Origin of the sequence: Sporosarcina sp. FSL K6-2383 (assembly GCF_038618305.1) — a bacterium.
GTDB lineage: Bacteria > Bacillota > Bacilli > Bacillales_A > Planococcaceae > Sporosarcina.
The window spans coordinates 2,199,552-2,215,975 of the sequence record NZ_CP152017.1; the positions used below are offsets into that span (position 1 = coordinate 2,199,552).

At 40.5% G+C, this 16,424-nt stretch carries 14 protein-coding genes; 7 read left to right on the forward strand and 7 right to left on the reverse strand.

Going from position 1 to position 16,424, the window contains the following annotated elements:
* Positions 1 to 17: 17 nt before the first annotated feature.
* Complete coding sequence (locus MKZ10_RS10800; RefSeq protein WP_342504964.1) at positions 18 to 1,364, reverse strand: MATE family efflux transporter; 1,347 nt, start codon at positions 1,362 to 1,364, stop codon at positions 18 to 20.
* 110 nt (positions 1,365 to 1,474) lie between these two features.
* Between MKZ10_RS10800 and MKZ10_RS10805 the strand changes: the two genes are divergently transcribed.
* The 6 genes from MKZ10_RS10805 (at position 1,475) to MKZ10_RS10830 (ending at position 9,978) form a co-directional block, all read left to right on the forward strand.
* Positions 1,475 to 2,551, forward strand: a complete 1,077-nt coding sequence (locus MKZ10_RS10805) for an undecaprenyldiphospho-muramoylpentapeptide beta-N-acetylglucosaminyltransferase (RefSeq protein WP_342504965.1) — start codon at positions 1,475 to 1,477, stop codon at positions 2,549 to 2,551.
* Between the two features lie 198 nt (positions 2,552 to 2,749).
* Positions 2,750 to 5,560, forward strand: coding sequence for a 2-oxoglutarate dehydrogenase E1 component (locus MKZ10_RS10810; protein WP_342504966.1), 2,811 nt, complete (start codon positions 2,750 to 2,752; stop codon positions 5,558 to 5,560).
* 71 nt (positions 5,561 to 5,631) lie between these two features.
* Positions 5,632 to 6,852: a 2-oxoglutarate dehydrogenase complex dihydrolipoyllysine-residue succinyltransferase gene (gene odhB, locus MKZ10_RS10815; RefSeq protein WP_342504967.1), complete on the forward strand. Its 1,221-nt coding sequence runs from the start codon at positions 5,632 to 5,634 to the stop codon at positions 6,850 to 6,852.
* A gap of 97 nt (positions 6,853 to 6,949) precedes the next feature.
* Complete coding sequence (locus MKZ10_RS10820; protein ID WP_340737955.1) at positions 6,950 to 7,147, forward strand: DUF6501 family protein; 198 nt, start codon at positions 6,950 to 6,952, stop codon at positions 7,145 to 7,147.
* A gap of 55 nt (positions 7,148 to 7,202) precedes the next feature.
* Positions 7,203 to 8,066, forward strand: coding sequence for an AAA family ATPase (locus MKZ10_RS10825; protein ID WP_342504968.1), 864 nt, complete (start codon positions 7,203 to 7,205; stop codon positions 8,064 to 8,066).
* 10 nt (positions 8,067 to 8,076) lie between these two features.
* On the forward strand, positions 8,077 to 9,978 hold the full coding sequence (locus MKZ10_RS10830) for a hypothetical protein (protein WP_342504969.1): 1,902 nt from the start codon (positions 8,077 to 8,079) through the stop codon (positions 9,976 to 9,978).
* A 322-nt stretch (positions 9,979 to 10,300) separates the two neighbouring features.
* Here MKZ10_RS10830 and MKZ10_RS10835 read toward each other — a convergent pair whose 3' ends face one another.
* Entirely contained in the window at positions 10,301 to 11,485 is a 1,185-nt protein-coding gene (locus MKZ10_RS10835) for a toxic anion resistance protein (protein ID WP_342504970.1), read from the reverse strand.
* Positions 11,472 to 12,134: a 5-bromo-4-chloroindolyl phosphate hydrolysis family protein gene (locus tag MKZ10_RS10840; protein WP_342504971.1), complete on the reverse strand. Its 663-nt coding sequence runs from the start codon at positions 12,132 to 12,134 to the stop codon at positions 11,472 to 11,474. The genes MKZ10_RS10835 and MKZ10_RS10840 overlap by 14 nt, the downstream gene beginning before the upstream one ends.
* Positions 12,135 to 12,347: 213 nt before the next feature.
* On the opposite strand from MKZ10_RS10840, the gene MKZ10_RS10845 reads away from it, so the two are divergent.
* Positions 12,348 to 12,647 (forward strand): DUF1033 family protein, encoded by a 300-nt coding sequence (locus tag MKZ10_RS10845; RefSeq protein ID WP_342510154.1) that lies wholly within the window; start codon positions 12,348 to 12,350, stop codon positions 12,645 to 12,647.
* A gap of 112 nt (positions 12,648 to 12,759) precedes the next feature.
* Here the strand turns inward: MKZ10_RS10845 and MKZ10_RS10850 are convergent, their stop codons facing one another.
* The 4 genes from MKZ10_RS10850 to MKZ10_RS10865 all read right to left on the reverse strand — a co-directional run bounded on the left by MKZ10_RS10850 (position 12,760) and on the right by MKZ10_RS10865 (position 16,282).
* Positions 12,760 to 13,431 carry a hypothetical protein gene (locus tag MKZ10_RS10850; RefSeq protein ID WP_342504972.1) on the reverse strand — a complete coding sequence of 224 codons (672 nt, stop codon included), beginning with the start codon at positions 13,429 to 13,431 and terminating at the stop codon, positions 12,760 to 12,762.
* 314 nt (positions 13,432 to 13,745) lie between these two features.
* On the reverse strand, positions 13,746 to 15,353 hold the full coding sequence (locus MKZ10_RS10855; RefSeq protein ID WP_342504973.1) for an ABC-F family ATP-binding cassette domain-containing protein: 1,608 nt from the start codon (positions 15,351 to 15,353) through the stop codon (positions 13,746 to 13,748).
* A gap of 274 nt (positions 15,354 to 15,627) precedes the next feature.
* Positions 15,628 to 16,062, reverse strand: coding sequence for a DUF2383 domain-containing protein (locus MKZ10_RS10860; RefSeq protein WP_342504974.1), 435 nt, complete (start codon positions 16,060 to 16,062; stop codon positions 15,628 to 15,630).
* Positions 16,063 to 16,093: 31 nt separating this feature from the next.
* Entirely contained in the window at positions 16,094 to 16,282 is a 189-nt protein-coding gene (locus MKZ10_RS10865) for a hypothetical protein (RefSeq protein ID WP_342504975.1), read from the reverse strand.
* Positions 16,283 to 16,424 lie beyond the last annotated feature (142 nt).

Genomic DNA, 16,424 nt, shown 5'->3' on the forward strand with positions numbered 1-16,424 from the left:
CTTCGCGGGTTTTATTTTTAATTGAATTTCTTTTTTTGAATGTAGATAAGTCGAATTGTTAGTGTAATCGCTCCGACAGTTAGACCAGCAATAAGACCAACCCAGTATCCATAGGGCCCTAAATCAGTGTGCGTCGCCATCAAATAACCAATCGGCAAACCGAGTACCCAATATGATATGATCGCCATAACGAACGTCATATTGACATCTTTATAGCCGCGTAATGCTCCTTGAACTGGAGCTTGTATCGCATCCGAAAATTGGAACAACGCAGCGAAGATAAAGAACTGTATTGCCAATGCAATGATTTTCGCATCTGTCGTATAAAGGGAAGCAATCGGTTCTCTGAATATTAACAGAATCCCAATCGATAGGAAGCTGAATGCAATGGCCAACCCGACGCCGAGAAAGCTATATTGCTTAGCATCGCGCATTTGCCCGGCGCCGACAGCTTGTCCAACGAGAATGGTTGCACCCATCGAAATACTAAGTGGAATCATATACAACAGCGATGTGAAATTCAGTGCAATCTGATGCGCAGATATGACTGCTGTTGAATAATTACTCATCATTAATGTGACAGCAGAAAAAATACTCGTTTCAACAAAAATTGAAATGCCGATTGGTACGCCGATGAACAGGATTTCTTTCCATCTTGAAAAAGAAATCCTTTCCCACCCCTTAAATAGTGTAAATTCTTTAAATGGTTTGCGTATCCAGGCGACTGAACAGGCGATAAAGAATACGAACCAATAGGTGATCCCTGATGCATAGCCAGCCCCCGCACCTCCGAGCTCTGGAAAACCAAAACTACCATAAATGAGCAGATAGTTAAGGACGATGTTAATGGGTGCGGATAGCAGGATGATAAACATCGACACCCGCGTTGCACCGAATCCATCGAAAAACGAACGCAATACAGTATAAGCAAATAGTGGAAAAAGACCGATGCTCATTCCTTTCAAATAATTTGCCGCCACAATGCGAACCGGTTCTTCGAGTGGCATTACTTCTAGTACAGGTGTAACGGCGAATACAATGATGGCATAGACAATCGCTGCAAGTGCGACTGCAACATAAAGACCTTGTTGTACAGAAGGTCGAACCTCATCACGCTGGCGTGCCCCTATATGTTGGGCGATAATTGGTGTGAGCCCCATTAAAATCCCAGCAAGCCCTGTATAGACAGGAACCCAGAAAGACGATCCAATGGTAACGCCAGCAAGATGGTATGTATCGTAACGACCTGTCATTAAAATATCGAAAAACGTCATCATATATAGAGCAACTTGGGTAATTAGTATCGGCATGACAATTGTCGCAAGTTTAAACGGTTTTTTTCGAAGAGTAAGTGTGTTTTCCAAATAAATCATCCTTTTCTACAGATAGCTATCATTGTATCATGATTCATTTGCTATAATAGCAAAGAAGTATCTTATTCAATTATTTATTAATGTAAATGAGGTGAAAGGTCATGAAAAGACCGGTAGTTTTATTAACAGGGGGCGGCACGGCAGGGCATGTATCCGTGAATCAAGCGCTTATTCCTGTATTCGAAGAAAAAGGATATGAAATTCATTACATAGGTTCGCATACTGGAATCGAAAAGGAATTGATTGGCAATGGACATCCCGAGGTTATCTATCATGCTATTCAAAGTGGGAAAGTAAGGCGTTATTTCTCTATGAAAAACTTTTCGGACCCGTTTCGCGTAGGTGCAGGCATTATGCAAGCATTAGCAATTATTCGAAAAGTAAAGCCGGAAATTATTTTTTCAAAAGGCGGATTCGTTTCAGTACCAGTAGTTCTTGCTGCCAAACTAGCAAAAGTTCCAGTTGTTGTCCATGAATCGGACTTGACGCCTGGTCTTGCCAATAAACTGGCGCTACCATTTTCCAATCAAATCTTCACAGTTTTTGAACAAACATTAGACTATGTGCCAGCAGAAAAATCGACTTGTACTGGAGCAATTATTAGACCGGAATTATTTGAGGGGATACGGGAAGACGGATTGCAGCTCGCTCGTTTATCCGGAAATAAACCAGTTCTCCTGATTATGGGAGGGAGCCAAGGTTCGGCAGTTATTAATGAGGCCATTCGGAAAGATTTAGTAGCAATCTTACAGCAGTTTGATGTTATTCATCTTTGTGGAAAAGATAATGTGGATGACAAGTTAGAAAGTATGGCGGGTTACACACAATTTGAATACGTGACAGATGGATTACCGGATCTTTTAGCCGCATCCGACTTTGCCGTATCAAGAGCAGGATCGAATGCTATCTTTGAATTGTTGGCTTTGCGGAAGCCGATGCTGCTTATTCCACTATCAGCTGTGAAAAGTAGAGGCGATCAAATTTTGAATGCCACTCATTTTCAAAAGCTTGGCTATGCGCATGTACTCCAAGAAGAGGAAATTACCAATCGGACTTTATCGACAAAATTCTCGGTTTTACTAGAGACTGAACAACAATTAATTGAAAAAATGAAGAAGTCTTTGCTACCAAAAACACCCGAAGAGATGGTGGAAATGATTTTGTTGTATCGAAATTAGTTGAACAGACAAATCTCTATAAAGTCACAAAAATTAATAGGTTGCAAGTAATTTAAAACAGGTGTAATGTAGTCCCGGGCACAAAAGTTTCACAATTGACGCTAAACCCTTTCAGTTAAAGAGTTTGCGTGGTAATATTAATAAGGATAAAAAATAAAATCACAATATGCCAGTAGGCAAATGTGGAGGTCATTTTACATGTCGAACAATGTTGACTACCATCGTTCCCCGTATGCAGTATTTTCGGGTCCAAACCTTGGGTATGTAATGGAAATGTATGAAGTGTTCAAAGTATCACCTGAGTCTGTGGACGCTGAACTTGCGGACATGTTCCGACGTTTCGGTGCGCCTATCATTGACGAGGGGAAACAAACTGAAGCCATCGGAGCGGTTGCACCAGCTGATTTCAGTAAAGTACTATCTGCCTATAAATTGCAGGATGCAATTCGTACATATGGGCATCTCGCGGCAGATATTTATCCGCTTAACGATCGTCCAAAGGATTCGACACGAATTGAAGCTTCTTATTATGGATTGACGGATAATGACTTGCGGGCAATGCCAGCATCTCTATTCTTTATTACAACTCCGCCAAATGTAGCACACGGCCTTGATGCCGTTAACTATTTGAAATCATTGTACACCGGAAAAATTGCTTATGAGTTTGATCATGTCATTGATGAAGAAGAAAGAAATTGGATTCAAGCGAAGATTGAGAGTGGCAATGTATCTACTCAACTATCTGTAGACGACAAAAAAGCTTTGCTCGAAAGATTGACAAAAATTGAAGGCTTCGAGAAATTCATTCACCGTACATTCGTTGGTGCAAAACGCTTCTCTATCGAAGGATTAGATACTCTCGTTGTCTTCCTAGATGAACTTGTTCGTCGTTCTGAAGAAGAGAAGATGACAAAAGTATTAATTGGAATGGCTCACCGTGGCCGTTTGAATGTACTCACACATATTTTAAATAAGCCATATGAAATGATGTTCGCACAATTTGCAGGTGTTCCAGATGCTCCATTCATGCCAACGGACGGTTCACTTGAAGTGACGCGTGGTTGGTTTGGAGATGTGAAATACCATATGGGTGCACTTTACAATGGGGAAACAGGTATGCAACGTTATCTTGCCTATAACCCATCCCACTTGGAAGTTGTCAATCCAATTATTACGGGTCAAACGAGAGCCGCGCAGGAAAATACAGCTCAAACGGGGATTCCAAAGCAAAATACGGAAACTGCTTATGCCGTACTCATTCATGGAGATGCAGCATTCCCAGGACAAGGAATAGTTCCTGAAACATTTAACTATAGCCGTGTACGCGGATTTAAAACAGGTGGATCCATTCATGTCATTGCCAACAATATGATTGGCTTTACGACAGAATATTATGATTCAAGGTCTACATACTATTCTTCAGACGCAGCAAAGGGCTATGAAGTACCGATTTTACACGTCAATGCAGACAGTCCGGAATCAGTCATTGCAACAGCGGCATTTGCATTTGAATACCGTCAAAAGTTTGGCAAAGATATATTAATAGACCTTCTCGGCTATCGCCGTTATGGGCATAATGAAATGGATGAGCCACTCGTTACTAATCCTGTCACGTACCATTCTGTTCATGAGCATCCAACGGTTCGTTCTTTATACGGAGCAGAGCTTGTAGAGGCTAACGTACTAACAGAAGAAGATGTGATAGCACTAGATGCTAAAGTAATCGCAACGATGCAAACAGCATATGACAAAGTGAAAGAGCCGTCTGCTCAAACAGAAGCGTTGTCAAATGCGACACCAGAAGAAGTGCTGGCCGGTTATCCAAGAGATTTAGAAACTGGTGCAGACGAATCTAGGCTTCGTCGTATTAACGAAGAGCTTTTGGCATATCCAGAAGGCTTCAATGTGTTCGGTAAATTGACACGCATCTTAAAACGCCGTGAAGACCCGTTCAATGGCAAAGGGAAAATTGATTGGGCACATGCCGAAACACTGGCTTTTGGTGCTATTCTCCAAGATGGAAACCCGATTCGTATGACTGGTCAGGATGTCCAACGTGGAACATTTGCCCATCGCCATCTTGTTCTTCATGATGAAAAAACTGGTGAAGAGCTTGTTCCTTTGCATCATATTAGCGGTGCTAATGCATCGTTTGTCGCTTACAATAGTCCATTAACAGAAGCTGCAATTGTTGGTTATGAATTTGGTTATAACTTAGAGGATCCAAAAACATTGTCGGTTTGGGAGGCACAATTCGGTGATTTTGCCAACATGGCACAAGTGATGTTCGACCAATTCGTTTCGTCTAGTTATTCGAAATGGGGTCAACAGTCTGGACTCGTATTGCTATTGCCGCATGCATCAGAAGGGCAAGGTCCTGAGCACTCAAGTGCAAGACTCGAACGCTTCTTACAGCTTTGTGCGGAAAATAACTGGACTGTTGCAAACCTTTCAAGTGCTGCGAACTATTACCATATTCTTCGCAGACAAGCTAAAATGCTTGGCGAAAAATCTATGCGTCCACTCGTTATTGTGTCGCCTAAATCTTTACTCCGCCATCCACTTGTTGGTGCGGATGTGAGCGATTTAACTGCTGGCCATTTCCAAACTGTTCTTGAACAGCCTGGAACAGGCAAGAAGGCGACGAAGGTTGAGAAGATTTTATTCGCAAGTGGGAAAGTAGCGATTGATCTTGCTGAACGTATTAAGGATGGAAAAGGCTTTGATCACTTGCATATCGTTCGTGTGGAACAGCTTTACCCGTTCCCATCCGATAAAATTGCGGACATCATTTCCCGTTATCCGAATGCAAAAGAATTAGTTTGGGTACAAGAAGAGCCGAAAAATATGGGATCTTGGAAATTTGCATTTTCTTATATTAAGGACCTTGCTGGCGATAAAGATATTTCTTACGTCGGGCGCGTTCATCGTGCTAGTCCATCAGAAGGTGACGGAGAATCTTATAAAATTGAACAAGCACGTATTCTTGATGAAGCATTGAAAAAGTAATTATATGAAATAGATAATTAGAAAAAAACAGCTTTACGCCTTTTTAAGGTAGATTAGAGGAGGAATTTATTGTGGCAGAGATAATAGTACCAGAACTGGCAGAATCGATTACAGAAGGAAGCATTGCACAATGGTTGAAAAAACCAGGTGACACTGTTGAAAAAGGTGAATTCATCGTTGAACTTGAAACAGACAAAGTAAACGTTGAAGTGATTTCAGAAGAGGCCGGTGTCGTTCAAGAACTTCTTGCAGCAGAAGGCGATACAGTTCAAGTTGGTCAAGTTATCGCAATTGTTGGCGCAGGATCTGGCGCACCAGCAGCAACACCTGTAGCAACACCTGTTGAAGCGCCAGTAACACCAGCAGCACCAGTTGCAGCTGTGGCAGTTGAAGAAGATGCAACTGCATCTGACCGCACAATCGCAAGCCCGGCAGCTCGTAAAATGGCACGCGAAAAAGGAATCGACCTTGCAGCTGTTTCACCAGTAGATCCAATGGGACGGGTTCGTGTACAGGATGTAGAAGCACACGGTACTGCTCCAAAAGCACAGCCTGTGGCAGCTCCAGCACCGTCTGTTGCAACTCAAGACGATGGTCGTGTTACACGCGAAAAAATGACTCGCCGTCGCCAAACAATTGCTAAACGTCTATTGGAAGTTAAACAATCGACAGCAATGCTAACAACGTTTAACGAAATCGACATGACAAATGTGATGGCACTTCGTTCACGTAAGAAGGACCAATTCTTCGAACAAAACGATGTTCGTCTTGGATTTATGTCATTCTTTACAAAAGCAGTTGTTGCAGCACTTAAGAAATATCCATACGTCAACGCGGAAATCGATGGCGACGAAATCATTTTGAAAAACTTCTTTGACATCGGTGTAGCAATCTCAACAGATGGCGGACTTGTCGTGCCAAACGTGGTAGACGCAGACCGTAAAAACTTCGCTGAAATCGAAGGAACAATTGTCGAACTTGCGAAAAAAGCACGCGATAACAAATTGACAATGGCAGACATGACAGGCGGTTCATTCACAATTACAAACGGTGGTGTATTCGGTTCATTGATGTCAACGCCAATTATGAATGGTGCGCAAGTCGGAATCCTTGGCATGCACACAATCCAAAGACGTCCAGTAGCAATCGGAGATAATATCGAAATCCGTCCAATGATGTATGTGGCACTTTCTTATGACCACCGCGTCATCGATGGGAAAGATTCTGTTGGCTTCTTAAAAATGGTTAAAGAATTAATCGAAAATCCTGAAGATCTTCTTCTTGGTTCTTAATAACTTTTAGGCATATAGTAGGCCTTAATCTAATCGGCCCGCTTTCGTTGCGGGTCGTTTTTTTCTTATTTATTTTAACTGAAAGGCGTGATGAACAATGACATTCAAAGATTGGACAACTGCTCCGGCAATTCGAACAGTCGTCTGCAAACATGCAGATGCTGCAAAATATGTCGTGAATAATGTATTAACTCCAGGTAAAGAATACGAAGTGAAAAACGAAACAGAAGAATTTATTTTCGTTTTGGATAACACAGGCAAAGTCGGCGGCTATTACAAAACTTATTTTGAATAAACCGAAAAGCCCGATACAACTGTATCGGGCTTTTCATAAGGAGGAAATTTTTTAGATGAATGCATTAATAGAAAAAGAACATGCACGTCGATCAGAGGAAAATCATGAGTCAGCTGCGCAGCTGTTAATCCAACAAGGTGGCTATGTCTCGCCTGACGCTCATCTGTGGGAGGATGTACTTGTTGCACTTTCCTTGAAAAAACCTGTGTTATTAAAAGGACCTTCAGGTTCTGGAAAGACAAAACTAGCACAAACCATCTCGCATTATTTTCAGCAACCGATGCAAAGCGTCAACTGTTCTGTCGATCTCGATGCCGAATCATTGCTTGGTTTCAAAACAATCATTAGCAAAGACGGGGAGACTGTTATCGAATTCGTTGAAGGTCCTGTTGTCCAAGCAATGAAAAAAGGGCATATTTTATATATTGATGAAATTAATATGGCAAGACCAGAAACATTGCCGATTCTTCACAGCGTGCTTGACCATCGCCGGATGTTAACGAATCCATTTACAGGTGAAGTCATTTACGCACATGAAAACTTTACTGTTATCTCAGCGATTAATGAAGGATATGTGGGAACATCCCCAATGAATGAAGCATTGAAAAACCGTTTTGTGTCGTTCACAGTTCCTTATTTGACAGGAGAACAATTGAAAACGGTCATGATAGATACTTATCCAACCGCCCCACAACAACTTGTTGAGACATTTTTTCAGATTGGCAATGATTTAAAAAAACAAGTGATGAACGGGTTGTTATCTGATGAAGCCGCATCTGTTCGAAGTCTACTTGATGCAATGGGGCTCGCCGAACATATCCCTGTGAAACGTGCAGTTCTGTATGCCATTGCGGAAAAGCTAGATGATAAAATTGAACGAAGGCTGGTTATGGAATTAGTGGATACTTGGGTGAAATGAGGCGATTGCGATGGTGAAGATGAATCGAACCATTCAATTTAATGATGAAACGGTTGATGCCAAGACGCTTTTACTGTACGAGCGATTGGGAAGAGCGCTTGCAGATGCACCCTTTCTTGAGTTAACTGAACGGAAATTACTTGAATTTCGTCCGCAGGAAGGCATTATTTCGATGAGTGTTTTTTGGCGCCATCGAACGGAAGAAGTGATTCATGCAGGCAGGCTTTCTGATATTTATTTATTGACAGTGGGGTATTGGAAACGGTTCGATGTTCGCACTTGGCTTACATTTTCAGATCAATATTGCTCGCACCCACTCAGGAAATTTGCGATGGAGCTTTTATTGTTGCTGGAGGAATTTCGACTCATTGATGCGATTACGAAAGAGAGACCAGGAACAGCAACTTCATTTGATATTAGAAGGGAAGCCTATGTGAGTTTCCATCATAATATGCTGTCTTCAAATTTACAAAAAAGCTTTTTTGCTGACGCGATGATGAATCAGTTATTTGTTTCGCTTCACGAAGGAATGTTTGCCAATACATCTATTGACTGGGGAGTCATTGATATTGGGCTTATCCAATCTGTTTTACAGCATACTTACGATGTGAAAAATACGCAAGAAAATACGTTTATTGCCAGCAGGATTGTTGGGATTATCGAAAGATCCATCGACAAAGACCTTATCCATCAGTATTACTCGGCAGGGGATTCCATTACCGAAGAAAATACAGTATTTCATTATCATAAAGGAATGGCTGATGCTGAAAAAGGGGAAGAAGGTCCAAAAGAAACAATTGAAGAAGTATTTCGCTCATGGCATCGGGAAAATGAAAGTGAATCAGGTGTCCATCTTGAATACGAACTTGAGCATGGTCGTTCGGGTAAGAGTGATGCAAACGATGCAACACCTGGCAATGAAGATGCCGACATAGAAGAAACAGGCTCAGGTGATTCGGAAGGCAATGACAACGAGCGATGGACAGATGAGGAAAGTGATAAAACTGACAAGCGGGAGAATAAGCTAAAGGCAGGTAAGATGTTTGGTAAAGAGCATCTTAACGTAGTCTATGAAGAGTTGCGCATAGAAGTAGATAATGAGCATGAAAACCGTCATAAACTGCTGATTTGGCGAGAAGAACAGAAACCGTATGTTCGTTCGTTTGTGGAGGAAATGAAGAAACGAATCGATTTGAAAGAGGATTCTAAACGGGAGCGGCTTATGAAAGGACGTCTCTCGACGAAATTGACAACGATGGTGGTGGATGAACGTCCTAAACCCTTTTATCGAAAAAATGCTCCTTCTATCAACTTAGATGCAGTGTTTGGACTACTCGTCGATGGCTCTGCATCCATGCTCGATAAATTGGATGAAACGAAGCAGGCTGTATTGTTATTCCATGATGTACTTCGCCAACTCAGCGTGAGTCATGAAATTTCATCATACTACGAGGATGCCTACCATGCCTCAAAAGAAATCCAGCCCAATGTCTTCGGCCTCATGCATACATTTGCAGATCGTGACAAAGATAATGGCATGTCCATCTTATCCTTCGATGCGAATGAAGATAATCGTGATGGCTTTGCTATTCGCTGGATGGCTGACCAGTTAGACACCAGACAGGAAAAGCATAAATTTTTACTCGTTTTCTCAGACGGAGAACCTTCCGCTTTTGGCTATGATCGAAATGGAATTCTTGATACAGCAGAAGCTGTGATGGAAACGGAGAAAAAAGGTATTTCTGTTATTCATTTGTTTTTATCGACAGAAGAACCAACAGGGGATCAGAAAGCCTTATTTGCCATGATGTTTGGCAATAAAACAGCATCATCTAATTCAGTAGAAGGCTTTGCTGATCAGACACTACGTATACTGAGAAAGTTACTGGCAATCGTCATTCGAAACACGTAATGATGTGCTAAACAAATCAATCACGCCTCGGCGTGATTGCGTCCGGATTTTGAATTGAGCTTGCTCAATTCACTCCTTTCAAAATCCGTGACATCCGCCGGAGGATTTGGGCCAACAGGATGTTGGTCACTCAGACGTTGCCGCAGGATGCGGAGAACATAGTCTGAGTTCCCCTATTCAGCCGTGGTTTGGCCCCCCCACCGAATTACAAATCTAGTTCGCATTCATCTCGCCACTTATAGAAGTGGGAGACTTCTGTAACTGACGCTTCGCTTTCAGTACAACTGCATTTACTGAATGAAGTTAAAAATCCAAAACCGCCTTATGAAGGGCGGTTTTGGATTTTTTCATGAACGCCAAGAAGGCGCTGCTTCAGTTCTTCTTCCATTCGTGCAATTTCAATTTCAGCTGATTTCCGTTTGGCACGACCATCTGCTTGAATTAGAAGTGTTTCTTCAATTGTTTGAATTAAGTTTTCTTGTGTCTGCTTGAGTGTATCAATTTCGATAATTCCACGCTCATTTTCTTTGGCAGTTTCAATCGAATTGATTTTAAGCATTTCTGAGTTTTTTAGTAGTAAATCATTCGTCGTTCGGGTGACCAGTTTCTGTGACTCGACAGCCTTCATCTGGCGATTTAGAGTCAGTGCAATCGCAATTTGGTTTTTCCAAAGTGGAATGGATGTCATAATGGATGACTGGATTTTCTCTGCAAGCGTCTGATTCGTCTGTTGAATCATTCGTATTTGCGGTGCACTTTGGATAGTAATTTGACGAGATAACTGTAAATCGTATAACCGTTTTTCCAAACGATCTAGAAATTGTGCCATGTCATTGACTTCTTGGAAAGCCATTTGATCGTTTGACAACTCTGCTTTCCTACGCATATCAGGAATAATGTTGTGGGCGATTTCGTCACGCTTTAACTCTGCCGCAGCTATATAGACATTCAGTGCTTGGAAATAGGTTTTATTTTGTTCATACAAATTATCAAGCATATGAACATCTTCAATAAGTCCGCGTTTTGAATGCTCTAGCTGGATGCCAATCCGATCAATCTGAGTGCTTAATTTTTGATATTTACTCATCATTTCTTGAACGGAGCGTGTAGCCTTATTGAACAAACGGCTGAGACCTGACTTCTTTTTCTGTGATAAATCATCAGGGTCAATTTCAGAAAGTCGATTCATCAAATCCTTTAGCACATCACCGACGGGACCGATATCCTTACTCTGCACATGATCGAGCATCTTATGAGAAAACTTGGATAGCTCACCTTGTGCACTGGCACCGTATGTAAGAATAGCCTCGTAGTTCCCGACAGGAATTTGGGCAGCAAGCTGTTGAGCTTTTTCTCTTTCTTCGATAGAGAGCCGGTCGATAAGCTTTGGACTGACACTTGTCTCATTATTTTTTGTTTGCATCTCTTCTGGAAGAAGGGGTTCTTGAAAATCAAATGGATTATCAAGTAGGTCATCCATTGTTTTCACTTCATTATTTTCGGTCATTAGTGGAATCTCCTTTCATTTCGAGAAGTGGCTTGTCTTGATTCATTGTGATATCCACAAAATCAATTTCCATTTGAAGCTGTTGAAGATCGGGTGCAAGGGCACTTCGTAAATCTTGCTCTAACTGCTTGTTAACATCACTAAGTGTTTCACGTGTGTTTTGTAAGGCGATTCGAAGTTCTTTGTCTTTTAACGGCTGGTTCACAAGTAAAGCATATTTCGAAGTCAATTCGACTGCGGAATCAAGATGGGCATAGAAAAACTTTTCAACATGATAAAATTTCTTTGGATTCATTTTAACAATGCCAAGAATTCTTCTAGCAAGACCATTCATTTCATATACTTGTTTAAAGGCCTGAACAGATCGTACTTGTCCGTAGAGACCGTTTAATCGTTTAACTTTTCTTTTCGCATCAGTAAGTTGCCCTTTTATATGACTGTATTCGGAGCGGGACATCCCCAATTTTTTAATGCTAGAGGTTAGTTGAATCTGCTTGATTGAAAAGGTCCCACCTAAATAAATCACAATCCATAGACCTGTTGCTGCGAAAACATTCATACTTGCACCAAACACTAAATAGAGCCATGATCCAAAGCTAATGGGTGCAGTGATGAAATGTCTAATGAAAAAATGTTGGATTTCTTTCATGGTATTCTCGGGCCCCCTTTACCTCTTAACATGTATACGTTTTAAAACGGTTAAAGTTTCATGCCACTAGTTCAATTATACCCGATAAACACACTATATAGTTAGCAGAAGCATTAGTGTTGTAAAGCAATATGTTGGACATCGTGAGGGAGTTTGTTAAAATGAAGGACATTCACCTGAGAGTTACATAGGGAGGGATTCAAATTGTTTGAAGTGATTTATATGAAAGCAGATTATGAGCCTTGGTGGATGTTTGCAGGATGGGAAGAAACGATTCGTTCCCGTCTAGCATTCGACAGCGCGCAAGAGGCGTTACACTATTGTGAGGGGCTATTGCTGGAATTACGCAATAAATATCCATTTGAAGCAATGAAAAAAGATAGCTTTTTTGCGTTTTGGACTGAATGTGAAAAGGATTTTTGCGAGGCGTGTGATGAGGATTTACAACTTTATCATGGAGTGATTTTTATGAAGGATGGGAAGCCGACAGCTTTTCGTGTAGCAGATGTATAGAAAGAATGAAATAATTATTCACTCATTACAAAAATAATAAGCAGGAATTGAATTTTTGTAATGAGTGAATCAGGGAAGAGGCGCCCTGTAATGGCAACACCTCCTACGCTATTCACTGATCGACAGCTTTCAATGTGGATGTAACAATATACTCGCCACCATCATCCGTTATCATAATGGATTCTCGTTTTACTTCACCAAAGCCGTCAGCAAAATATTTGCGATTGACAATGTCCCGCGCTTGTTCCTCAATTACAAAAACATGTTCAAACGTTTGATAAGGAGTTACTAAGGTTACATCGGTGTCAATAATAGTCCAATCATCGAAAGTTGTTCCTTTGACAAACGGTGTTTTTAGATAAATACCCATAGGGGTCATCGCATCTAACTCTTTCAAAGCAGGGAAGTCTGCTTTACTTTCGACCATTTTCTTTTCTACAACAACGATTTGATCCTTTTCAATTTTGTAGATATATCGGACAAGCGAGCCACCATTATTTTCATAAATGACGACATAATTTTCAAACGGCTGCGTAACTTCGATATCTAACTCCGCAAATTCATTGCCTTCTCCTTGATAATGCGCTTTTGAGCCGTCTGCTAAGAAAAAGTTACGCAGTACGATATCGGAAGGGCTTACTACCTCTTTATCTTCCGCATCTTTTGGAATAATTCCAGTTTGACCAGAACCAGAATTATCGAGCGAAGTTACATTGTTTTTAGAACATCCTACGAATAATAATGTAACACCTAGAAAACAGAGGAAAATTTTTATTTTCCGCACAACAATCACCCCTTTTAGATGGTTTGTCCCATTAGACGAAATTTATGCAATTGAGTTACATATACGAAACAAAAACAAGCCGTTTCTCCTAGAATGAAAAAGGAGAAGCGGCTTGTTATTAACTTCATTCAGAAGAAGTTCCGTACTTCTATAAATGGTAAGATGAATGCGAATTAGATTTGTAATTCAGTGGAATTCAAACCCCTGCTGAATAAAGTTAAAGCCTCCGGCGGATGTCACGGATTTTGAAGGGAGTTAATTGAGCAAGCTCAATTCAAAATCCGGACACAATCACGCCGAGGCATGATTGATTATTACTTATTTTTTTCTTGTTGTTCTTTCCATTCTAGGTATTCATCATAGCCCATCATTTTATCAAAAATTGTACCGTCATCATGGATTTCAATGATACGGTTGGAAACTGTTTGTATGAACTGTTGGTCATGTGATGTAAAGAGCATAGCGCCCTTGAATGAAATCAAACCATTATTGAGTGCTTGAATGGATTCGAGATCCAAGTGGTTCATCGGCTCATCGAGAAGAAGAACGTTTGCACTTGTTAACATCATTTTAGAAAGCATACAACGTACTTTTTCTCCACCAGATAGAACAGATGGTTTTTTGTTCACTTCTTCACCTGAGAACAACATGCGTCCTAGGAAACCGCGCAAGAATGTTTCGGTTTGATCATCGGGTGAATATTGACGCAACCATTCAACAAGCGATTGTTCAGTACCTTGGAAGTATTCATTATTGTCGATAGGGAAGTATGCACGTGATGTTGTCACTCCCCATTTAACAGTACCAGCATCCGGTTCAGCCTCTCCAGCAAGAATTTCAAGAAGGGCTGTTTTCGCAAGTGGATTTCCAAGAAGAATGATTTTATCTTCTTTGTTCATCGTGAATGATGCATCTTTCAGCATTACTCTTCCATCCTGTGTTTTCGAAACGTCTTGGATTGTCAGGACGTCATTCCCAATTTCACGACCGATTTGGAAGTTGACGAATGGGTAACGACGTGATGATGGTTTAATATCATCCAACTCGATTTTCTCAAGTGTTTTCTTACGTGAAGTCGCTTGTTTAGATTTCGAAGCGTTGGCACTGAAACGTGCAACGAATGCTTGAAGCTCTTTAATTTTTTCTTCTTTTTTCTTGTTTTGGTCCTGTGACATTTTCAGCGCGAGTTGGCTAGATTCATACCAGAAATCATAGTTACCTGGGTATACTTGAATTTTAGAGAAATCGAGATCCGCAATTTGTGTACATACTTTATTCAAAAAGTGACGGTCATGGGATACGACGATAACTGTATTATCAAAGTTGATAAGGAATTCTTCTAACCATTGGATGGCTTTCAAGTCCAAGTGGTTGGTAGGCTCATCGAGAAGAAGGACATCAGGTTTACCGAATAGCGCTTGTGCTAGAAGCACTTTTACTTTATCAGAACCATCTAGTTCAGCCATCTTCACTTGGTGGAACTCTTCTTTTAGACCTAAACCTTGTAGAAGGATGGCAGCTTCAGACTCAGCTTCCCAACCATTCAAATCGCCAAACTCACCTTCAAGTTCAGCAGCACGCATACCATCTTCATCAGAAAAATCTTCTTTCATATAGATAGCGTTTTTCTCCATCATAATATCATACAGTCGTTTATGGCCCATAATAACCGTATCCAGTACGACGCTTTCTTCATATTCGAAGTGGTTCTGTTTCAGGATTGCAAGGCGCTCATCTTTGTTCATGATGACGTTTCCTTCTTGCGTTTCAAGCTCACCCGACAAAATTTTCAAGAACGTCGATTTACCCGCACCGTTTGCACCAATTAGACCATAACAATGACCCGGATTAAACTGTATATTCACATCTTCAAACAGCTTGCGATCGCCGAATTGAAGGCTTACATTACTAACTGCTATCATTCAAAATCCTCCTAAATTCACAATGCTCCTATTATAGCACGTAATAAAACGTAGAAGCAAGAAAGCGTGTGCTATAGGGTTTCAGGGAGTGTGAAATTGAATGTCCACCCAATTCGTCTCCCAAACCCAATAATTAATGGCTTCATTGAACGCTATAAATGATTCTATTTCAAACTTTTTAAATGAAACTATATAGTAAGTGAAGAAGAAAAACGAACATCAAAAGATGTTCGTTAGATTGATTTTTTTGTAGGAAGTGCAGCATTGAGCTCAACTATCCATTTAGCGAAATAAGTTCGTCTAATAAGTCAACATGTTTTTGATCGTGATTCAAAATAGCTTTTACAAGCTCTAAGCTCACGGGGTCTAAGTCTCCATCAAGAAGCTCTTTAGATTTTACAATACCCCTATGTTCACCAACGAGAGCATCTTTCAAAATGGGAACAATATCTTTAGTTGGACCTTTTATCTTATTCATTAATTCAGCAATGCTTCCCATCATGCCTACATCATCAACAGGTACACCACTAAGATTTTGTATTCTCTCTGCAACTAAAATTGCATGTTCTTTATGGTCTTGTTGGATTTTTTGAAGGGTCTGTTTTATATCTGAATTATCGATATGATGAATGTATTTTTCATAGGCTTGTATGGCCATATAGTTTCCTTCCAGAAAGGTATTTAATTCTTTAATCACACTAGTTTGCATATTAAAACTCCTCACCCTTCATATCCAACTATTATTTATTTTTGTTTAATCGGTGCTGGTTGTTTTGACTAGTAACATTGTTATTTGCTTGAGTATCAAATGCATCAGCAAATTCTTCATTTAGGTTGTTATTGTTGCTATTACTATTTTTATTTTTTTTGTAGATTTCGGAGCCATTATGAGTTCTTTCATTCATGGTCTTTTTATTGTTTTTACTCATGGATGTTCACCTCCTAGAGCGTAATATGCTCAGTTTAGAAGGTTTTATGCTTGTTGAATTTTTATTATTAACTCGTGGGTAAATAGAAAAGTACGTTCTATTCAATTGGAAATAAAAATACTTGTTACTAAACAGGTCGTCC